This is a genomic window from Martinezella sp. CNPSo 3732 (assembly GCF_057784515.1).
In genome coordinates, this window is sequence record NZ_JBXSOO010000013.1 from 82058 (window position 1) to 102244 (window position 20187).

General features: G+C 60.9%; 20 protein-coding genes. 11 read left to right on the forward strand and 9 right to left on the reverse strand.

The annotated features are described in order from the left end of the window. Window positions 1-9: 9 nt before the first annotated feature. Complete coding sequence (locus AC13RM_RS20465; RefSeq protein WP_374820701.1) at window positions 10-1293, reverse strand: MFS transporter; 1284 nt, start codon at window positions 1291-1293, stop codon at window positions 10-12. Between the two features lie 98 nt (window positions 1294-1391). Here AC13RM_RS20465 and AC13RM_RS20470 point away from each other — a divergent pair, with 98 nt between their 5' ends. Continuing rightward, window positions 1392-2267, forward strand: a complete 876-nt coding sequence (locus AC13RM_RS20470; RefSeq protein WP_113231821.1) for a LysR family transcriptional regulator — start codon at window positions 1392-1394, stop codon at window positions 2265-2267. Between the two features lie 113 nt (window positions 2268-2380). Here AC13RM_RS20470 and AC13RM_RS20475 read toward each other — a convergent pair whose 3' ends face one another. Further along, window positions 2381-3286: a LysR family transcriptional regulator gene (locus tag AC13RM_RS20475; protein WP_374820705.1), complete on the reverse strand. Its 906-nt coding sequence runs from the start codon at window positions 3284-3286 to the stop codon at window positions 2381-2383. Between the two features lie 119 nt (window positions 3287-3405). Between AC13RM_RS20475 and AC13RM_RS20480 the strand changes: the two genes are divergently transcribed. Beyond that, window positions 3406-4170, forward strand: coding sequence for an SDR family oxidoreductase (locus AC13RM_RS20480; protein ID WP_374820708.1), 765 nt, complete (start codon window positions 3406-3408; stop codon window positions 4168-4170). A 124-nt stretch (window positions 4171-4294) separates the two neighbouring features. On the opposite strand, the gene AC13RM_RS20485 is transcribed toward AC13RM_RS20480, so the two are convergent. Beyond that, window positions 4295-4741, reverse strand: coding sequence for a nuclear transport factor 2 family protein (locus AC13RM_RS20485; RefSeq protein ID WP_374820903.1), 447 nt, complete (start codon window positions 4739-4741; stop codon window positions 4295-4297). Window positions 4742-4977: 236 nt separating this feature from the next. On the opposite strand from AC13RM_RS20485, the gene coaBC reads away from it, so the two are divergent. Further along, window positions 4978-6189: a bifunctional phosphopantothenoylcysteine decarboxylase/phosphopantothenate--cysteine ligase CoaBC gene (gene coaBC, locus AC13RM_RS20490; protein WP_285175503.1), complete on the forward strand. Its 1212-nt coding sequence runs from the start codon at window positions 4978-4980 to the stop codon at window positions 6187-6189. On the opposite strand, the gene AC13RM_RS20495 is transcribed toward coaBC, so the two are convergent. Continuing rightward, window positions 6176-6991 carry a class II glutamine amidotransferase gene (locus tag AC13RM_RS20495; protein ID WP_374820712.1) on the reverse strand — a complete coding sequence of 272 codons (816 nt, stop codon included), beginning with the start codon at window positions 6989-6991 and terminating at the stop codon, window positions 6176-6178. The genes coaBC and AC13RM_RS20495 overlap by 14 nt on opposite strands. Before the next feature lie 662 nt (window positions 6992-7653). Here AC13RM_RS20495 and otsB point away from each other — a divergent pair. Next, window positions 7654-8448 carry a trehalose-phosphatase gene (gene otsB / locus AC13RM_RS20500; RefSeq protein ID WP_113231815.1) on the forward strand — a complete coding sequence of 265 codons (795 nt, stop codon included), beginning with the start codon at window positions 7654-7656 and terminating at the stop codon, window positions 8446-8448. A 47-nt stretch (window positions 8449-8495) separates the two neighbouring features. Further along, window positions 8496-9872, forward strand: a complete 1377-nt coding sequence (otsA, locus tag AC13RM_RS20505; protein ID WP_069611101.1) for an alpha,alpha-trehalose-phosphate synthase (UDP-forming) — start codon at window positions 8496-8498, stop codon at window positions 9870-9872. A 10-nt stretch (window positions 9873-9882) separates the two neighbouring features. Here otsA and AC13RM_RS20510 read toward each other — a convergent pair whose 3' ends face one another. Continuing rightward, complete coding sequence (locus tag AC13RM_RS20510; protein ID WP_440477994.1) at window positions 9883-10785, reverse strand: choline sulfate utilization transcriptional regulator; 903 nt, start codon at window positions 10783-10785, stop codon at window positions 9883-9885. Window positions 10786-10884: 99 nt separating this feature from the next. Between AC13RM_RS20510 and AC13RM_RS20515 the strand changes: the two genes are divergently transcribed. Next, a complete protein-coding gene (locus tag AC13RM_RS20515) occupies window positions 10885-11832 on the forward strand; it encodes a choline ABC transporter substrate-binding protein (RefSeq protein ID WP_488555456.1) in 948 nt (315 codons plus the stop codon). Window positions 11833-11852: 20 nt separating this feature from the next. Next, entirely contained in the window at window positions 11853-13367 is a 1515-nt protein-coding gene (gene betC, locus AC13RM_RS20520) for a choline-sulfatase (RefSeq protein ID WP_488555457.1), read from the forward strand. Between the two features lie 52 nt (window positions 13368-13419). Here betC and tsaA read toward each other — a convergent pair whose 3' ends face one another. Both tsaA and AC13RM_RS20530 read right to left on the reverse strand, forming a co-directional pair. Next, on the reverse strand, window positions 13420-13950 hold the full coding sequence (gene tsaA, locus AC13RM_RS20525) for a tRNA (N6-threonylcarbamoyladenosine(37)-N6)-methyltransferase TrmO (protein WP_488555458.1): 531 nt from the start codon (window positions 13948-13950) through the stop codon (window positions 13420-13422). A 23-nt stretch (window positions 13951-13973) separates the two neighbouring features. Next, complete coding sequence (locus AC13RM_RS20530) at window positions 13974-14999, reverse strand: iron ABC transporter substrate-binding protein (RefSeq protein ID WP_488555459.1); 1026 nt, start codon at window positions 14997-14999, stop codon at window positions 13974-13976. 304 nt (window positions 15000-15303) lie between these two features. Here AC13RM_RS20530 and AC13RM_RS20535 point away from each other — a divergent pair, with 304 nt between their 5' ends. Beyond that, on the forward strand, window positions 15304-15696 hold the full coding sequence (locus tag AC13RM_RS20535) for a nuclear transport factor 2 family protein (protein ID WP_488555487.1): 393 nt from the start codon (window positions 15304-15306) through the stop codon (window positions 15694-15696). 69 nt (window positions 15697-15765) lie between these two features. Further along, on the forward strand, window positions 15766-16593 hold the full coding sequence (locus tag AC13RM_RS20540) for a helix-turn-helix domain-containing protein (RefSeq protein WP_488555460.1): 828 nt from the start codon (window positions 15766-15768) through the stop codon (window positions 16591-16593). A 50-nt stretch (window positions 16594-16643) separates the two neighbouring features. Here AC13RM_RS20540 and AC13RM_RS20545 read toward each other — a convergent pair whose 3' ends face one another. Next, window positions 16644-18227, reverse strand: a complete 1584-nt coding sequence (locus AC13RM_RS20545; protein WP_113231808.1) for a peptide chain release factor 3 — start codon at window positions 18225-18227, stop codon at window positions 16644-16646. Between the two features lie 91 nt (window positions 18228-18318). Here AC13RM_RS20545 and dut point away from each other — a divergent pair, with 91 nt between their 5' ends. Beyond that, a complete protein-coding gene (dut, locus tag AC13RM_RS20550) occupies window positions 18319-18789 on the forward strand; it encodes a dUTP diphosphatase (protein WP_488555461.1) in 471 nt (156 codons plus the stop codon). Further along, the gene (locus tag AC13RM_RS20555; protein WP_488555462.1) at window positions 18789-19682 is read left to right on the forward strand and encodes a GNAT family N-acetyltransferase; all 894 of its coding nucleotides are present in this window, start codon (window positions 18789-18791) and stop codon (window positions 19680-19682) included. The genes dut and AC13RM_RS20555 overlap by 1 nt, the downstream gene beginning before the upstream one ends. On the opposite strand, the gene AC13RM_RS20560 is transcribed toward AC13RM_RS20555, so the two are convergent. Further along, the gene (locus AC13RM_RS20560; RefSeq protein WP_488555463.1) at window positions 19679-20143 is read right to left on the reverse strand and encodes an Lrp/AsnC family transcriptional regulator; all 465 of its coding nucleotides are present in this window, start codon (window positions 20141-20143) and stop codon (window positions 19679-19681) included. The two genes, AC13RM_RS20555 and AC13RM_RS20560, sit on opposite strands and share 4 nt — an antisense overlap. Between the last annotated feature and the right edge of the window lie 44 nt (window positions 20144-20187).

Below are 20187 nucleotides of genomic sequence, written 5' to 3' on the forward strand. Positions count from 1 at the left end.
CTCCTGGGCTCAACGACGCGCGAGCCTGGCAACGGCAAGGGCGCTGGCGAGACAGAGTGCCAACATGACGAGGATGAAAGCAACCACGGCATTCCAGCCATCGGCAAGCCAGAAATAGCCGCCGACCGAGCCCGCTATACTGGAGCCGAGATAATAAGCGAGCAGGTAGAGCGAGGAGGCGTGTCCCTTGAAGCCATGGGCCAGCCGTCCCACCAGCGCACTGGCGACGGAATGGGCCATGAAAAAGCCGATCGTCACCAGAACGATACCGAGAATGATCAGCGGCAAGGAGCTGGAAAGCGTCACCGCCGCACCGAGCGCCGTAATCAGCACGCCAATCGGCAGCACGATGAAATGGCCGATACGATCGCCGAGGAGACCTGCCGCCCAAGAGGCGACGATGCCGAAGAGATAGGCGGTGAAGATCAAGCCCAACTCGGTCTGGTTGAGATCATAGGGATCGGCGACGAGACGGAAACCGGCATAGTTATAGACCGTGACGAAGGAGCCCATAATCAGGAAACCGATGGCAAAGAGCAGCGGCAGCGCCGCATTGCCGAAGTGCCCGCTCCAGGCCTTCAGGTGGAAGGCAACATCAAAACCCTTGCGCGGGGTGAAATTGCGCGACGGCGGCAGGAGATAGAGGAAGCCGATGGCCGCGATCAGGCCGAGAATGCCAACCGTTGCCAAAGCCGGCCGCCAGCTCAGATATTCGGCGATCGTGCCCGTCACCACGCGACCGGCCATGCCGCCGAAGGCGTTGCCGGCGATATAGAGGCCCATGGCGCCGCCGAGGCCGCGCGGTTCGATCTCTTCGGCCAGATAGGTCATGGCGACGGCCGGGACGCCACCCAGCAGAAAGCCTTCGAGCGCGCGAACGGCAAGCAGCATATGCCAGCTTGGCGATACCGCGCAGACGAGCGTACAGATGGCGGCGCCGAGCAGCGAGATGAACATCAGGCTGCGGCGGCCGAGGCTTTCGGAAACGGCGGCGGCGCCGAAGATCGCGAAGGCCAGGAAGCCGGTCGAAAGTGACAGCGACAGCGAGCTTGCAGCCGGTGTGACACCGAAATCTTCGGAGAAGATCGGCATCAACGGCTGGACGCAATAGAGCAGCGAGAAAGTGGCGAAACCCGAGAGAAACAGACCAATGGTCGCGCGGCGGAAGACAGGCGTGCCGCGCGTCAGAAATTGGCGGGCCTCGGTCGGGGGCTCGTTCCTGACGAGCGACAATTCGGGGCGTGAGGGAACTTCGGACGCGGTGGTTTGCTGCTTACTTGCGGCGCGAAACATTGGTGGCACCTGACCTTTCTTGCCCTGGAATCTAGCCAGACCAGCTCCATTAGTCCAATATATGGAACAGGCGATCTCAATAGCTTTTGGAGATAGCGATGGAGCTGCGTCATATCCGCTATTTTCTGGCGCTGGCCGAAACAGGGAACTTCACCCGCGCGGCGGCCAAGCTCGGTATCGGCCAGCCGCCGCTCAGCCAACAGATCCGAGACCTGGAAAACGAAGTGGGTGCGCAGCTGTTCCACCGCGTGCCACATGGCGCGGAGCTGACGGCGGCCGGCGAGGCCTTTCTCGCGGAAGCGAAAATGGCGGTCGATGCGGCGGAAAAGGCAAAGCTTGCCGCCCAGCGCGCCAATCGCGGCGAGATCGGCCGCCTCTCGCTCGGCTTCACCGCCTCCTCCGCCTTCAACACCATCGTCACCTCAACCATTCGCGAGTTTCGCCGGCACTGGCCGGAAGTGCTGATATCGCTGACCGAGATGAACACCAATGCGCTGATGGAGCGGCTGATGCGCGGCGAGATCGACGCGGCCTTCATTCGCCCGGGCCTGGAAGACCCCAGAGATGTGCGCCTGAAACGTTTTGCCGATGAGCCGATGTTGATCGCGCTTCCGGCCCATCATCCGCTCGCAAGTAAGGAACGCCTGCCGATCGCGGAGCTCGCCGGCGAACCCTTCATTCTCTTCCCGCGCATGGTGGGGCTCAGCCTCTACGACGATATCGTCGCCGCTTGCCGCGAGGCGGGCTTCGATCTCGTGGTGACGCAGGAGGCGCCGCAGATCCCATCCGTCGTCAATCTCGTCGCCGCAAACCTAGGCGTTTCCATCGTTCCGGCTTCGATCGCACAGATCAAGCTCGATGGCGTCGCCTATCGGCGAATCGACGGGCCGCCGGTCGTGGCGCGTCTCGGCCTTGCCAGTCTCAAGGCGCAGCGATCGCCCGTCATCGCCAATCTCATGAGCCTGATTGCCTAGAGCCGGATGATTTTAGGCCTGTTCGGCCTAAAACCTGAATCTGCTCTAAGATCGAAGAAGTGGAGCATGATGCCGTCCGAAAACCGCTCACACTTTTCGGCATCATGCTCTAATTACTTGCTCCGCTCCCAATAAGGCGGATCGCCGAACGCCTTCTTCAGATGATCGGCGATGGCGCGCAGCTTGACCGAGGGATTGCGGCCTTCCGGATGCGCCATGAAGATGAATTCCGGCTCGGGCCGATAGCCGACATCGATCTCGACAAGCCGCCCTTCCCTCACCGAAGGTCCCGCGATGAAGGCGGGCAGCAGGGCGATGCCGAGGCCGGCAATCGCGGCATCGTGGAGGACATCCCCGTTGTTGACGCCCAATGCCAGCTTCGCACGGATGACGATGGCGCTCTCCGGTCCCTCGAAACGCCAGTCCGCGACGCCGCGATTCGTGTAGAAAATCCCGCGGTGATCATCGAGATCGGATAGCGACGCGGGGTTACCGTGGCGGCTGAGATAATTCGGCGAGGCCACGAGAAGGCGGCGGCTGCGGGCAAGCTTCCAGGCGACGAGGCGCGAGTCGGCGATCAGGCCATGGCGTATGATCGCGTCGTAACCGTCCGAGGCGGCATCGACCCTGCGGTCGTCGAGATCGAGCGTCAGCTCGATTTCCGGATGCGCGGCAAGAAACGGATAGAGGGCCGGCCCCAGATGCAGGCGGCCGAAGGTGACGGGAGCTGCGATGCGCAGAGGCCCCATCAGCTTGCCGCGCCGTTCGGCGAGATCGGAAGCCGCCTCACGTACTTCCTGCGCGATGCGGGTCGCGCGCTGCAGAAAGGCGGCACCATCCTCCGTCAAGGTCAGCTTGCGGGTCGTGCGGTGAAGCAGGGTTGCCCCCAACGCTTTCTCCATTTCCGACAGGCGTTCGCTGACGACGGATTTCGACAGGCGCAGGCGTCGCGCCGCCTCACTTATCGAGCCGGCCTCTGCTACGGTCACAAACGTCACGATCCCATCGATCTTCAACATCGTTCGGCAATTCCGAATTCGAATTCCATTATTTGAAGACTAATCCGAACGATCGGAAAAGGCCATCTTCCACGTATCGGACAAACCGAAAGACACGTCCTCACATAGGAGATGGAACAATGAATCGCTTGAATGGAAAAGTTGCAATCGTGACCGGCGCCAGCTCCGGCATCGGCCGCGTCACGGCCAAGCTCTTCGCCGCCGAAGGCGCCAAGGTCGTCATCGGTGCTCGTCGCACCGCAGAACTGGAAAGCCTTGTCGCCGAGATCAAGGCCGCCGGCGGTGAAGCAGCCGTCTTGGCCGGCGACGTACGCTCGGAAGACTATCACAAGGCGCTGGTCGCCCTTGCGGTCGAGCGCTACGGCAAGCTCGATATCGCCTTCAACAATGCCGGCACGCTCGGCGAAGCCGGTCCCAGCACCGAGGTTTCGGAGGCAGGCTTTACGGACGCGCTGGCGATCAACCTCACCGCGTCGTTCCTGGCTGCCAAGCATCAGATCGGCGAAATGATCAAGCACGGCGGCGGTTCTGTGATTTTCACGTCGACCTTCGTCGGCCACACCGTCAGCTTCCCCGGCGTTGCCGCTTATGCCGCCAGCAAGTCTGGCCTGATCGGTCTGACGCAAACTCTCGCCGCCGAATTCGGCGCGCAGAATGTGCGTGTCAATGCCGTACTGCCGGGTGCCGTCGATACCGACATGTATCGCGACATGAACGACACCGCCGAAAAGCAGGCTTTCATCACCAATCTGCATGCGTTGAAGCGCGTCGCCGGCCCGGAAGAGATCGCTCGCTCGGTCCTCTATCTCGCCTCCGATGACGCAAGCTTCGTCAGCGGCACGGCTTCGCTCGTCGACGGTGGCTTGTCGATCACGCGGACCTGACCGAGTGTTTAGCCGACGCAATTGTCGCGTCGGCAGCTTCGGAACGCGGACATGATCCCGCAACATATAAATGGCTGCGGGAGCATGTCGCTCAAATGCTTCGAATGAGCCCCGGCCTTTCCGCTCAGAACATCGTATTGCTATTCTTCGAGGTTTCAGGGATCGGCTGCACTGAATCCCAATGTTCCTGGATCTTGTTATCCTCGACGCGGAAGATATCGACGATGGCGCTGCCGAGGTCGCCCGGCTGGCGAATGGCATGGACGCGCAGGATCACATAGTCGCCGTCGACCATCACCCGCTTGATCTCGCTCTTCGACTGCGGATAGTTTTTCTTCAGGTACTCAAGGAAACCACGCAGGCCTTCGGGCCCATCAGCGGCAAGAGGATTGTGCTGGATGTATTTGCCGAGATATTTGGAAGCCGCGTCGAAATCCTTGTCGTTCAGCGCCTTCTGGTAGAAATCCAGAACGATCTCCTTGTTCTTCAGCTCCTGCGGCGAATAAGCGCGCTCGGCAAAGGCCGGCATGGCAGCGGCCATGATTGGCAGGGCGATGACAGCGACTTTCATCAATTTCAAGGCGTTGCTCCTTTTGTCGTTAACGTGCTCACTTTTGTCGAGGGCGAAGATGCCCGCAAATGACAAGTCGGTGATGCCTACGTGATCATTTGCGGCAAATAGCGAAAAATCCGATCGCCTGCATCGCAATCACCAACACGCCGAGCTCGATGGAAGCACGCGGCGATTGCCTATGACACACCAAAGGCTTAGGCTTATCGGCAAAAGAACAGGCGACGGGTTCAGGCATGGTTCTCGCAGGAAAGCGCATCCTTCTCATCATCTCCGGCGGCATCGCGGCCTATAAGAGCCTCGATCTCATTCGCCGGCTGCGCGAGCGCGGCGCAAGCGTGCGGCCCGTCATGACATCGGGCGCCCAGGAGTTCATCACGCCGCTTGCCGTCGGCGCCCTTGCTGCCGACCATGTCTTTACCGATCTGTTTTCGCGAGAGGATGAGCAGGATGTCGGCCATATCAGGCTGGCGCGCGACTGCGACCTCGTGCTGATCGCCCCGGCAACGGCCGATCTGCTCGCCAAGATGGCAAACGGGCTGGCCGACGATCTCGCCTCGACCATATTGCTCGCCACCGACCGGCCTGTACTCGCAGCCCCCGCCATGAACCCGAAGATGTGGGCACATCCGGCGACCAAGCGCAATGTTGAGACGCTCCGTGGCGACGGTATTGCCTTCGTCGGGCCGATGACGGGCGAAATGGCCGAGAGCGGCGAGAGCGGCGCTGGCCGGATGGCGGAGCCGCTCGATATCGTCGCGGCAGCCGAGCGTCGGCTGGATGACGGCGCCAAGCCGCTTGCCGGCAAGAAGGCGGTCGTCACCTCCGGGCCGACACACGAGCCGATCGACCCGGTGCGCTATATCGCCAACCGCTCGTCGGGACGGCAGGGTCATGCGATCGCCGCAGCACTTGCGGCGCTGGGCGCGGACGTCACCCTCGTTTCAGGCCCTGTCACCATACCCGACCCGGTTGGTCTTACCGTCATCCATGTCGAGCGAGCTGATGAGATGCGCGATGCCGTTCTGGCTGCTCTGCCAGCTGATATCGCCGTGATGGTGGCCGCGGTTGCGGACTGGCGCGTCGCCTCCGCATCCGATCAGAAGATCAAGAAACATCCGGGCGAGTCGATCCCGACGCTGGCGCTTACCGAAAACCCCGACATATTGAAAACCGTCGGCCACCATACGCAGCGGCCGAAACTCGTGATCGGCTTTGCCGCCGAGACGCAGGATGTCGAGAGCAATGCCCGCGCGAAGCTCGATCGCAAGGGCGCCGACTTCATCGTCGCCAACGACGTCTCGCCCGCAACCGGCATTATGGGGGGTACACGAAACCGCGTGAAGATTGTCAGTCACGGCGGCGTAGAGCAGTGGCCCGATCTCGACAAGGATGAAGTGGCGGTGCGGCTGGCGGCGCTGATATCGGAACAGTTCAAGCAGGGATAGCAGCCGGCGTCCGGATCTCTCCGACGGCATGCTCTTCCGGCTGGAAGGGCGTGACATGGACGCCCGTGTCGTCGATCAGAACGGCGCTGCCATTGGGGATCTCGCGCCAGGCATCGACATCGTCGTTCAGCGGCTCCGATACGAGGCAGTAGCCTGACCCGACAGGCGAGGCATAAAGCGTCGGCGCCTTGCGGTCGGTCGCATAGCGGATGGCGTAGAGCGACTTTCCGTCGGAGAAGGCCGCCGTGAAGCGCACCAGCACCGAGCCCGTCAGATGCAGCGACAAGCCCTCGACGAAACCAATGGTCTGAGCGATCGCCGCCGTCGGGTTCGTCGTAAGACCGAACTGCATCGCCAACAGGAACAGGAGCTCGGAATCGGTTGTGCCGCTGCGGGCATGGAACAGCCGGTCGTCGAGCATGGCTTCCATCGGCCGGCGCAGGCGGTCGAAATTGGAAATCTGGCCATTGTGCTGGAACGACCAGTTCTCGAAGACGAAGGGATGGCAATTGTCGCGCCGCGTGCCGCCGCCGGTCGCCGCGCGGACATGGGCGAGAAAGAGCGGCGAACGGATCTGCCGCGCCAGGCTCTTCAGATTGCAATCGGACCAGGCCGGCAGGATATCCCGGTAGCGGCCCGGTTCCGGCCGGTCGCCATACCAGGCGATACCGAAACCGTCACCGTTGGTCGCCGTCTTGGCGCGCGTTGCGCAATGGGATTGTTCGATCAGGGAGTGGGCGGGCGAAGACACCAGCTCCTCCAGATAGAGGGGGTCTCCACGATAGGCTGCCCAGCGACACATGCGTCTCTTACTCCGATTCCCGCTGTCTTCCTGTCCCGCGGGAGAATGGCAAATCCAGAGCGTGATGCCGAAAAGTGTAGGCGGTTTTCGGACGACATCACGCTCTACTTCTTCGATTCTAGAGCGGATTCAGATTTTAGGTCGAGCAGACCTAAAATCATCCGGCTCTAGGACGATTGTTTATGCGGAATGGGTAATAAAGTCTTAATTTTCCATCGCCTGCAGCGCAAGATGACAGATATTTGACGCGTCGTCCGATCACGTTTGGCGTCGCAACATTTTCTTCGTGAAGCGCGATGTCATAGCGCTTTTCGCGAGGAGGCACCGAGCATAAGCATTTCAATGCGACAATAAGTGTGAAGCTCCCGTGGATCGCACCTCTTGCATCACGTCAAATTTGAGCTACGTTTAGCTTGTCTGAAACGTAACGAAAGGAAGGTGATCCAATGTCTAGTGAGATTTCGGTCTTTGTATACGGCATGGAAATGGTTGTGAGCGTTGCGAGGCAGCCCTCGCTCTGATCAACACCTTCCCGAAGCGTTCGCCGCTTCAGGCCAGTTACGGGCCAAAGCTCATGGGGGGTCGCTTAAGGCGGCCCCTTTTGATTTTCAGCTATTATTTTTTGCCTTGCCAAATGGGAAGAGCGCCTTAGCTAAACCAGCATGTCTTCTCAGGAACAGCCCGAAAAGGGTGAAGCCAAGCCGAGGCCGCTGAACGAGCCGGCCCTTACCGCACTCTCATTGTATCCGCAGGACTGGGCCTTGTTCCTCGATATCGACGGAACCCTGCTCGATCTCGCCGAAAGACCGGAAGCGATTGTCGTTCCGGACTATTTGCCCGGCACGCTGCATGCGCTCTCCCGCCAGCTCGGCGGCGCGCTGGCCTTGGTCACCGGCCGCGCCATCGAATTCGTCGATCCTCTTTTCGCGCCATTTCGTTTTCCCGTTGCAGGCCTGCATGGCGCGGAACGTCGCGATGCAGGGGGACGGCTGCGGCGCGCACATATTCCGCCTGCCTTCCAGGAGATGAAGCAGATCATTCGGCGCGAAGCGCTCGCCTGGCCCGGCGCCATCGTGGAGGATAAGGGAGCTGCCGTTGCGGTCCACTTCCGCCATTCGCCGGCAAACGAGGCCGAGATCGGCGAAGTCATGCAGCGCCATCTGGAGGAAGCCGGTCCCGACTGGAACCTGCAGCGCGGCAAGATGGTGATCGAAATCTGCCCTTCCCATGCCAGCAAGGGACACGCCGTCGAGGCGTTTCTTGCCGAAGAGCCGTTCGAGGGACGCCGTCCGGTCGCGATCGGTGACGACGTGACCGACGAGACCATGTTTGCCGCCGCCAACCGCCTCGGCGGCCAATCCGTACGCATCGGCGATGCCAACGGAAAAACACTGGCGCGTGCATCCATTGGCTCACCTGCGCGTTTAAGGGACGTGCTGGGAACGCTCGTCAAGTAATTTTCGATCATGGCGATGTCTACCAGCCTTCTCGAAAGGAAGAATTCGTGAGTCGACTGATCATTGTTTCTAATCGCGTTTCCGTGCCCGACCATAAAGGTGCCGCCGCGGCGGGCGGCCTTGCGGTGGCGCTGCAGGCGGCGCTCGCCGAGCGCGGCGGCATCTGGATGGGCTGGTCCGGCAAATCGAGCGGCGATGTGGAGCCCGAGCCGCTGCAGATGACGCAGGACGGCAACATCACCTATGCGCTCACCGATCTGACCCAGACCGATGTCGAGGAATACTATCAGGGCTTTGCCAACCGTGTTCTCTGGCCGATCTGCCACTACCGGCTCGATCTTGCCGAATATGCCCGCAAGGAAATGACCGGCTATTTCCGCGTCAATCGCTTCTTTGCCCACCGGCTCGCACCGCTGATCGAGCCTGACGATATCATTTGGGTGCACGACTATCACCTCATCCCACTGGCCGCAGAGCTGCGGCAGATGGGCCTGAAGAACCGCATTGGCTTCTTCCTGCACATTCCCTGGCCGCCTGCAGACGTCGTGCTTGCCATGCCGGTGCATGAGGAGATCATGCGGGGCCTCTCCTCCTACGATCTGCTCGGCTTCCAGACGGACCATGATCTTGAGAACTTTGCAGGCTGCCTGAAGCGCGAGGGCATGGGCATCGAGAAAAGCCCCGGCCATTTCAGTGCGCACGGCCATGATTTTCGCGGCGGCGCCTATTCGATCGGTATCGAGACGGCAGGCTTTGCCGAATTCGCCCGCAGGGCAGCGTCGCACAGCATGGTGCAGAAAGTGCGTCAAAGCATCGAAGGCCGCGACCTGATTCTTGGGGTCGACCGGCTGGATTATTCCAAAGGCATCACCCAACGCATCGACGCTTTCGAACGTTTCATCACCAACAACCCCGCTCACCAGCGCAGCATCACCTATCTGCAGATCACGCCGAAATCCCGCTCGGAAGTCCCCGAATATGAGGCGATGCAGAATGCGGTTGCCGAGCAGGCCGGCCGGGTCAACGGCGCGATCGGCACGGTAGACTGGGTACCCATCCGCTACATCAACCGCTCGATCAGTCGGCCGATCCTCGCGGGTCTCTACCGGATTGCGAAGGTCGGGCTGGTGACGCCGCTGCGCGACGGCATGAACCTCGTCGCCAAGGAATATGTCGCGGCGCAAGATCCTGAAAACCCAGGCGTGCTGGTGCTTTCGCGCTTTGCCGGTGCCGCGCGCAAGCTGAAGGGTGCCTTGCTGGTCAACCCTTATGATGTCGACGGCACCGCCAATGCACTGGCGCGCGCCATCAACATGCCGCTGCAGGAGCGGCAGGAGCGCTGGCGCGGCATGATGGATTATCTCCTCGAAAATGACGTATCGCGCTGGTGCGAGACGTTTCTTGCCGATCTTACGGCGGAATAGAGCATGATGATCATCCGGCGGCGGCTTCAGTGAGCAGCCATTGCGCCAGTTGCTCCGCCTCCGGGTTTGCGTCGGCCGGCGGCAGCAGCCAGTAACCTCGCTCCGGCGCCTCCCGCATCGGACCGGCCGTCACCAGCGTCCGGGTGGCAAGCAGGGAATCGACGAGGCCCATCCAGCCGATGGCGACGCCCTGCTCGCTGAGGGCTGCCTGCACGACGAGCGAATAGGTATTGAAGCGCAGGTCGCCGCGGCCGGCATAGGCATCCCGGGCAACGCCGAAGGCGGCAAGATAGCTCTGCCAGTCGAACCATGACGACGGCATCTCCGAATCGAGATGGACGAGCGTAGTGCCTGCGAGCTGGGAGAGATCGGTGAACGGGCCGTGGCGCTCCGCAAACCCCCTGGTGCAGATCGGTACGACCTTTTCTGGCAGAAGCAAGGTGGCGGCAGGACCGAATTCACTGCGCGTGCCGAAGAATACGGCTAGATCGCCACTTTCCGGCGCACCGCGATCCAGCCGTTGCGTGGCAACGATCTGGATATCCACTTCGGGATGAAGCTGCCGGAATGCATGCATGTGGGGAATCAGCCAGAGGGCGGAAAAGGCATAGTCCGTACGCAGGCGAACGGATGGCCGCTCTGATTCCACGCGGAAGCTGCGCACTAGATGGTCGACGCTGCCGACGGATTTTTCGACGATTTCGAAGAGGCGCTGCCCTTCCGGCGAGAGCGCCACGCCGCGATGCTGGCGCCGAAACAAGGGCACGCCCATCTGCTCCTCGATGCGGCGGATCTGGTAGCTGACGGCCGGTTGCGTCAGACCAAGCGCTGCAGCGGCGGCAGAGAGGCTGCCGGAACGGCCTACTTCCAGGAATATCCGCAGCCAACCAAGATCAACGAGACGTTCAGCCATAAAATTTCCTTTTGGCATCTATCGAAAAATGCCCGCTTCACAGCAGGAACTCTAGTGATGTTCAATAAAATAATCCAATAACAAGAGGGAACCATCGTCATGTGCATCTCTGCAATGGGACGGCTCGCCGCCGGCGCTCTTCTTTCCGTCCTTTCCCTTGCCGGCATCGCCCGGGCCGACGGCGACAGCTGCAAGACGATCCATCTTTCGGACCCCGGCTGGACCGATATCACTTCGACCAATGGGGTGACCGGCGTACTGCTGACCGCCCTTGGCTATGAACCCGACATCAAGACGCTTTCCGTGCCGATCGGCTATCAGGCAATGAAGACAGGCGAGATCGATGTCTTCCTCGGCAACTGGATGCCGGCGCAGAAGGCCTTCGTCGACGATCTGAACAAGGCGAAAGCGGCCGAGGTGCTGAACCGCAATCTTGAGGGCGCCAAGTTCACGCTGGCCGTTCCGACCTATGTTGCCGACAAGGGCATCAAGGACTTTTCCGACCTGCAGAAGCAGGCCGACGATTTCGGCCGCAAGATCTACGGCATTGAACCAGGTGCACCGGCCAATGCCAATATCCAAAAAATGATCGACGCCAACGATTTCGGTCTGAAAGGCTGGGAATTGGTGGAATCGAGCGAGCAGGCGATGCTGTCGCAAGTAGAGCGCGCCTCCAAAGACAAGCAGGCGATCGTCTTCCTCGCCTGGGCGCCGCATCCGATGAACGAGCGCTTCAAGATCGCCTATCTTTCCGGCGGCGATGCCTATTTCGGCGCGAATTACGGCGGCGCCGAAGTCTATACGCTGGCGCGCACCGGCTGGGCCGCCCAGTGCCCGAATGCCGCCAAGCTCTTCCATAATCTCACCTTCGACATCGGCATGGAGAATTCGCTGATGGGCTCGATCCTCGGCGGTGAGAGCGCCAAGGACGCAGCGACTGCCTGGCTGAAGGCGCATCCGGATGCCTTGACGCCCTGGCTTTCCGGCGTCACCACTATCGACGGCAAGCCTGGCCTCGACGCCGTCAAAGCCGCCATCGGCCTCTGAGTTTCGTGAAAGACACCAGCATGTCCCGCCCGAATATCCTCATCCTCATGGTCGATCAGTTCAACGGGACGTTCTTTCCCGACGGCCCGGCCGAGTTCCTGCATGCGCCGGTCCTGAAAGCCCTGGCGAAGCGTTCCGTGCGTTTTGCCAACAGCTATACGGCAAGCCCGCTCTGCGCGCCGGCACGCGCCTCCTTCATGTCCGGGCAGCTACCGAGCCGCACGCGCGTCTACGACAATGCCGCCGAATTCTGCTCGGATATACCGACTTTCGCTCATCACCTGCGCGCCGCCGGTTACCAGACAGCGCTGTCGGGCAAGATGCATTTCGTCGGCCCGGACCAGATGCACGGCTTCGAGGAGCGGCTGACCACAGACATCTACCCCGCCGATTTCGGCTGGACGCCGGATTATACAAAGCCCGGCGAGCGCATCGACTGGTGGTATCACAATCTCGGTTCGGTCACCGGAGCCGGTGTCGCCGAGATCACCAACCAGATGGAATATGACGACGAGGTTGCCTATCACGCGACCCGCAAGCTCTACGATCTCTCCCGGCGCCAAGACGAAAGGCCCTGGTGCCTGACCGTCAGCTTCACGCATCCGCACGACCCCTATGTCGCACGCCGGCGCTTCTGGGATCTCTATGAGGATTGCCCGGCGCTCGACCCGCAAGTCGGCGAAATTCCCTTCGAGCAACAAGACCCGCATTCGCAGCGGCTGATGAAGGCCTGCGACCACACCGCCTTCGACATCACGCCGGAGCAGATCCGCCGGGCACGCCGCGGCTATTTCGCCAACATCTCCTATGTCGACGAGAAGATCGGCGAGATATTGGACACGCTCGAGCGCGGCCGCATGGCCGACAACACCATCATCCTCTTCGTCTCCGACCACGGCGATATGCTTGGCGAACGCGGCCTCTGGTTCAAGATGAACTTCTTCGAAGGCTCAGCCCGTGTACCGTTGATGATCGCAACCCCCGGCTGGCAACCGAAGCGGATCGATCAGCCGGTCTCGACGCTGGACGTTACTCCGACGCTGGCAGCCCTTGCCGGGATCGACATCGCATCGCTGCGCCGTTGGACCGATGGCGAGGACCTGACGCCGCTGGCTCTTGGAACCGGAGGCCGTAGCCCCGTGCCGATGGAATATGCGGCGGAAGGCTCGGAAGCGCCGCTCGTGGCCTTACGCGACGGCAATTATAAGCTGATCCTTTGCGAGAAAGACCCGCCCATGCTCTTCGACCTAAGCGAGGATCCGCAGGAGCTGACCAACCTGGCAGGCAACCCGGCCTATGCGGAAACGCTGGAGAGACTGACGGCGCAGGCCATGGCACGCTGGAACCTCGCGAGCTTTGATGCTGCCGTGCGTGAAAGCCAGGCACGGCGATGGGTTGTCTACACGGCGCTTCGCAACGGCGCGTATTATCCCTGGGACTACCAGCCCTTACAGAAGGCTTCGGAGCGCTATATGCGCAACCATATGGACCTCAACGTGCTGGAGGAGAACCAGCGCTATCCGCGAGGCGAATAGGATTTCGATGGTAGACTGATGGCAATGGCTTGGAGCGGTTTCACGAAGCGCTCTAAGCATCTCGCTTCTGGCAGTAATGCGCCGTCTCGCCGTCGCCGGTCTGGAAATCTCCAGGCTGCGGCGGCGCGATCGGTTTGAACAGGGTGCGATCGGGCTTCAGATCGAGCAGCGGCGTACCATCCAGGCAATCGAGGCCGCGCACCAGCAGTACGGCCCCCTCGACCGCTTCCAGTTTGACAATGGATGTGCCGATGGGATTGGGCCGCACAGGCGAGCGCAGCGAAAAGGTGCCGTGTACCTTGCCGCTGTTGGCCGGGCTCTGCAGCACGAGATCCCTGCGCGAACGATCCAGCCAATAGAGAACCTCCAGACGCTCGAAAGCTTCCACGCCCTGCAGCGCCGCCACCCAGGGCTCGAAGATTTCGATCCGGCAGATCGGGCCATCATGCCGGCCCTGGCGCGGCGTTTCCATGCGCGAGGTCCAGGGTGTCGAAATGTGGCCGATGAAGGTGAGGCCGGCGTCCGAGGCTGCAGGCGGCTCGACGGCCACCTCGTTTTCGCGAATTTCGTTTTCCCGAACCATGAACGCCTTTCTTATCAGAGTGGTTATTTCATGCCCTTCAGCAATGCCGCCAGCTGATCGTTGGTCAGATCGACCTGGTAGAACAGCTTGTAGAATTCCTTCACATCGTCGGAAAAATCGCTGCGGAAGAGCTTTGGATAGAGCAGTTTCTCCATCCAGCGCACGCCGAGCAGCCGGTTGACGCCGGGCGGAGAATCGAACCAGCCGAAAGGCAGAGACGGCGGCACGAAGATCTTGTCGTCCTTGACGGCCTTGATGCCGGCCCATTGCGGGTCGCTCTTTACCAAAGCAGCGAAAGCCGGGCTCTCGGCGATGATGATATCTGGATTCCAGCCGACGACCTGCTGCACGGTCACCTTGGCAAGTCCACCCTTGCCGGCAGCGGCGGCGACATTCATCGTGCCGACGGCATCGAGGATTTCGAGATTGATCGAGCCGGAAAGCCCGGTTTCGAGGCCATCGGCACCACGGCCGTAATAGACGCGCGGTCGCGGATCATTCGGCAGCGTCGCGAGCTTGTCGTTCAGATCCTTGATCGCGGAATCGGCATAATCGGCAAGCTTGTTGGCGCGATCCTCGACACCGATCAGCGCGCCTACGTCGCGAAGCGTATCGGCGGTGCGGGCAAAGCTGCCATCGACCAGGACATAGGGAATATGTGTTTGGGACTGTACCTTGTCAGCCAGAGCCTTGTAGGTCGGATCGACCGTGCCGGCATCGAGGATGATATCAGGTTTGGCATCGATGACTGCCTGTGCACTGATCGTGCCGTCCTTGCCCGTCAGGCGTCCGATTGTCGGCAGCGACCGCACCGACGGCATCAGATAGACCTTGGCGGCATCATCAGGCGCATGCACCCAGCCCACCAGCTTCTCCGGCGCCAGCACATAAACCAGGACGGCGGCTGGCGGCCCGGCCACCAGAATGCGGTTGATCTTATCCGGCACGGACACCGTGCGTCCGGCCGCATCGGTGATGATTCGCGCCTCGGCTGCGACCGGCATCAGGCCGACGAAGGCCAGAGCAAGAACCGCAAGAAATTTCATCATGAAAGCTGCTCATTCTGATCGAGGGGACCTCGGGGCGGCACTATGGCATAGCGCTATATTGGATGGAACATCGCGATGGCAGTATTCCAAAACGAAACGCATCCGAACCGATCGGATCAGCATGAGACACAATCGGCCGGTCTTCATTACATCTGATGTAATTGAGGGCGGCATTCGTCCCGGTGTATTTAAAGACCATCTTCTTGCAGGAAGAGCTTTTCAGCCCTTCAACGAAAGAGAGCCTTTGCCCGGCATGGCGTCGATGGCCACGACATCATTCCAAAGGCAGGCTCAGGAGAAATCCATGACGACTATGTCATTCACCAAAAAAGACGCCCCGCAATGGCTGCTCGCCTTCTGGCGCGAAATCGACGACAAGACCTTCGGCGAAGGCTTTGATTGCCTTGCGGAAGATGCCACATGCAATCTCGGCATTGCCGACTGGAAGGGGCGCGAAACCATTCGCCGGAACTTGCGCGCCTTCATCGACACCGGTTTCACGGCATTACATGATGTCACCGAATATTGGGACGCCGGATCGCTGAAAGTGTTCCGCGGGACCGTGACCATGACGCCCAATGACCGCACCCAAGCGGCGGTCAAACCGGGTATGACGCACTTTTTCTACATGGACGAGGCAGACCCGACGAAAGTGCGCCGTTGGTACGGCTCGGTCGGGCCGGTCGCTTTCTCATAACAACTGAAGCTGGCGGGGCTGCCCAATACGGCCCCGCCACACCAAACGAACGAAGCGAGGTTTTACAGAATGAGTTCCCTTCGCGCCGAACCGAGATTGTCGAACGAGTTGGGACCGCAGCTGCGCGCATGGCGCGACACGCGCGGCAAGAGCCAGCTCGAGCTTTCGCTCGACACCGGCATCTCGCAGCGCCAGATCAGCTTTATCGAAAGCGGCAGGAGCACGCCTGGTCGCCAGAATGTGTTGCGTCTCGCCGATGCCCTGGACGTGCCGTTCCGCGAGCGCAACACGCTGCTGCTCGCCGCCGGCTATGCGCCGATCTATTCCGAGGGAAGTTTTGACGATCAAGAGATGCAGGGCGTCACCAATGCGCTGAAACGCATGCTCCGTCAGCACGAGCCATTCCCGGCTGTCGTGATGGATCGCTACTGGAATGTGCTGATGTCCAATGATGCAACGCTTCGCTTCTTCGGCCACTTCACCGATATGGCCGCACGTCCGAAACCGCGCAATCTCTTGCATCTCATGTTCGACCCCTCGGGCATGCGGCCTTTCATTGCGGATTGGGAGAAGACTGCGGAAAGCCTTATGGGGCGTGTTTTCCGCGAGTCCGTCGGCCGCGTCATCGACGGACGGACGAAGGAGCTTATCGACAGTCTGCTCGCCTATCCGGATGTCAATACCGAATGGCAGACATCGCCAGCGATCGCGAATGCGCCGCTGATTCCTTTGTCCTTCGTGAAGGACGGGCAAGTTCTGAGATTTTTCTCACTGGTGACGACGGTTGGAACCGCGCAGATGATTACGACGCAGGAGCTGCGGGTCGAATGCATGTTTCCGCTGGATGACGCCACCGAGGCGCGCTACGCGGAGCTGATGAATACAGCAGCGCAATAGTAGCATTATGAGCCACAGGCCGGTTGCCTGTGGTTGCAACGTCTCCGATATCAGGCCGCCTTGACGGCGTGATATTCCTTGATCGCGGCCATCTTGATAGCCGGGTAACGTTCCGCTTCATAACGCAGCGAGAAGCCGTCCTGCGCAAGGAAGACCGGATCGCCGTCGAGGTCGCGGGCGATATCGCCGCGACGTGCGGTGACGAACTTTTCGAGGTCGGCGGGCTGGTCGGCCGAGATCCAGCGGCAAACGGAGAAGCGCGACATTTCGAAGGAAACCGGCAGGCCGTATTCGGCCATCAGCCGCTCTTTCAGCACATCGAGCTGCAGGGCGCCGACGACGCCGACAATGGCGGGAGAGCCGTCTTCGGGCGAAAAGAGCTGCACGACGCCTTCTTCGGCCATCTGCTGCAGCGCTTCCTTGAGCTTCTTTGCCTTCATCGCGTCTTCGAGACGAACGCGGCGGAGGATTTCCGGCGAGAAGTTCGGCACGCCCTGGAAGACGAGAGATTCGCCTTCCGTCAGCGTGTCGCCGATGCGCAGCGTGCCGTGGTTCGGGATGCCGACCACATCGCCGGCATAGGCTGTGTCGGCGAGCTGACGCTGCGAGGCGAAGAAGAATTGCGGCGCGGTGAGACCGAGCTGCTTGCCGGTGCGCGACAGCCGGGCCTTCATGCCGCGCTCCAGCTTGCCGGAGCAGATGCGGGCGAAAGCGATACGGTCGCGATGGTTCGGGTCCATATTGGCCTGGATCTTGAAGACGAAGGCCGTCATCTTGTCGTCGGTCGCATGCACTGTCCTGATATCCGCGACCTGATCGCGCGGCGGCGGCGCAAAGTCGCCGAGCGCGTTGATGAGGTCGCGAACACCGAAATTGCGCAGCGCCGAGCCGAAGAAGACCGGCGTCATATGACCTTCGAGGAAGGATTCCCGATCGAAAGGACGGCAGGCCTCGATCGCCAGTTCCGTCTCATCGATGAAGGCCTGCCGCTCGTTTTCCGGCAAGCGGTCGGCGACAGCTTGCGGACCATTTACCTTGGTCGCCTCGACCTCGGTATCGGAGCCGCGCACGGTGTTGGCGGCAATATGATAGGAGCCGCAGAAGGTCTTGGAGCGGCCGATCGGCCAGGTGATCGGAGCCGTATCCAGCGCCAGCTTCTCTTCGACTTCATCGAGGATTTCGAAGGGATCGCGGCTTTCGCGGTCCATCTTGTTGATGAAGGTGATGATCGGGATGTCGCGCATGCGGCAGACCTCGAACAGCTTCAGCGTCCGCGGTTCGATACCCTTGGCGGCATCGATGACCATGACCGCGGCATCGACGGCCGTCAGCGTGCGATAGGTGTCGTCGGCGAAGTCTTCGTGACCGGGTGTGTCGAGAATGTTGAAGACGTTACCATCATATTCGAAGGTCATGACTGAAGTCACGACCGAGATGCCGCGTTCGCGCTCGATCTTCATCCAGTCGGAGCGCGTCTGCATGCGATCCTTCTTGGCCTTGACTTCGCCGGCGAGCTGAATGGCGCCGCCGAACAGCAGCAGCTTTTCGGTGAGCGTCGTCTTGCCCGCGTCCGGGTGAGCGATAATAGCGAATGTGCGGCGGCGGGAAACCGCCTCGGCGAGACTTTCAGCCATGCGTGTGAATCCTGTGAATTGCGGCCGTATCTAGCGACTCAAAGCCCTAAATGCAATTGACCTACGGCTTTCGAACGCAAACTATTGGCGTATGACCATTCACACCGATATCACTCCGACCCTGAACCTCATCCGCCTGCCGCATGGGGAGGGCTTGGAATTGCCCGCTTACGAGACCAAGGGCGCGGCCGGTATGGACCTGCGCGCCGCCGTCGACGACGGTGCGACGCTGACGGTCGCGCCGTGGAATCGGGTTCTCGTTCCAACGGGTTTTATTTTCGAAGTTCCTGAAGGCTTCGAGGCGCAGATTCGCCCGCGTTCCGGGCTTGCCTTCAAGCATGGGATTACTTGCCTGAATTCGCCCGGCACGGTTGACCGCGACTATCGCGGCGAAGTGAAGGTGCTGCTGGCCAACCTCAGCGAGGAGCCGTTCGAGATCACCCGCGGCATGCGGATCGCGCAGATGGTCATAGCGCCAGTCATGCAGGTGCGTGTCGCCGAGATTGCGGAGATCAGCGAAACCACGCGCGGCTCAGGCGGTTTCGGCTCGACCGGCGTGTGATGTCGGATGTTGTCCAGGCGCATGGCCTGACCCTGCGGCAGGATTATTTCGGCGATCCTTCTGCATGGAAGGGCCTTGTCGGCCTGCTGGAAGACACGTTTTCGATCGATGTCGGCGTCCAGGATCGATTGGGCGGCCCCGATCCCACAAGCATGCCGTTCGGCTATTTCGATGCCGATGGCCGTTGCGTCGCCAATTTCACCGCCTTCTCCATGCCGCTGATCGTCAACGGTAAGCCGGTGAAAGCGGCGGGATATCAGTCCGGCGCGGTACGGCCGGAATGGCGCGGACGCGGCCTCTATCGCGACCTCATGCAGCGTGCCTTTGCCCACACCGCGGCGGAGGGCTACGAGCTCGATCTCCTGCTCACGGACAAGCCTGCGCTTTATGAGCGTTACGGCTTTCGCTCCCTACCGCAGCATGTCTTCGTTGCAGGGATGCCGAAACTTGAAAAAGCCGACCCAACTGCCCGGCAACTCTCTCTCGAAGCACCTGACGATCTCCGCCTGATCAAGATGCTGCTGCAAAACCGGCAGCCGGTCTCCGCCCAATTTGCCGTTGTCAGGCAGATGGAGATGTTTCTCCTGAATGCCTCCTTCAACTCCGCGATCCGCCTGACGGCGCTTGGGGATGAGGTGGTCATCGCATGGACGTTCGATGGCGCGACTCTCTGGCTTCTCGATGTCGTGTCAATGGCGATCCCTTCGCTGGCGACCATCGTCTCCGCGCTTGCTATCGAACCCGATCGCATCGAGATCTGCTTTTCTCCGGATCGGCTGGATTGCCAGGTATTGCTGCAGCCCTACGAGGGTTACACGACGCTAATGGCGCGCGGCAAAGCGGCAGAGGATATTGCCGGGCCGCTCATGCTCTCGCCAATGGCGGAATTTTAGCGCGATAACGGCGGCAGGCGGCGCTTGACCGGCGTCGCCTTAATCATCGACGTGTTCGTCTCTGCCCGCTCGGTGATCTTGTCCAATATCCCATCGAGTTCACCCATCGAGCGCACCACCAGCCGACCGATAAAGCAATCGTCGCCGGTGACCTTGTCGCACTCGATGAATTCCGGCGTCTCCTGAATGATCCGCTCGACGACGTGCAGCTGGCCGGGCAGAGGCCGGATGCGGACGATCGCCTGCAGGGGATAGCCGATCGCCTCCGGCGCGATATCCACGGTGAAGGCCGAGATGATGCCGCGCTCCTCGAGCCGGCGCAGACGTTCCGCCGCACTCGGCGACGACAGGCCGGCCGCTTCCGCCAGTTCCTTCAGCGATATGCGGGCATTGCGCGCCAGCGCCTCCAGCATCCGCTGGTCGACCTCATCAAGACCAAGGCTCGCATTAGGAGCACTCATCGTTCAACCTCAGTTATTTAGGTCTTTCGGCGAATTTACCTTAC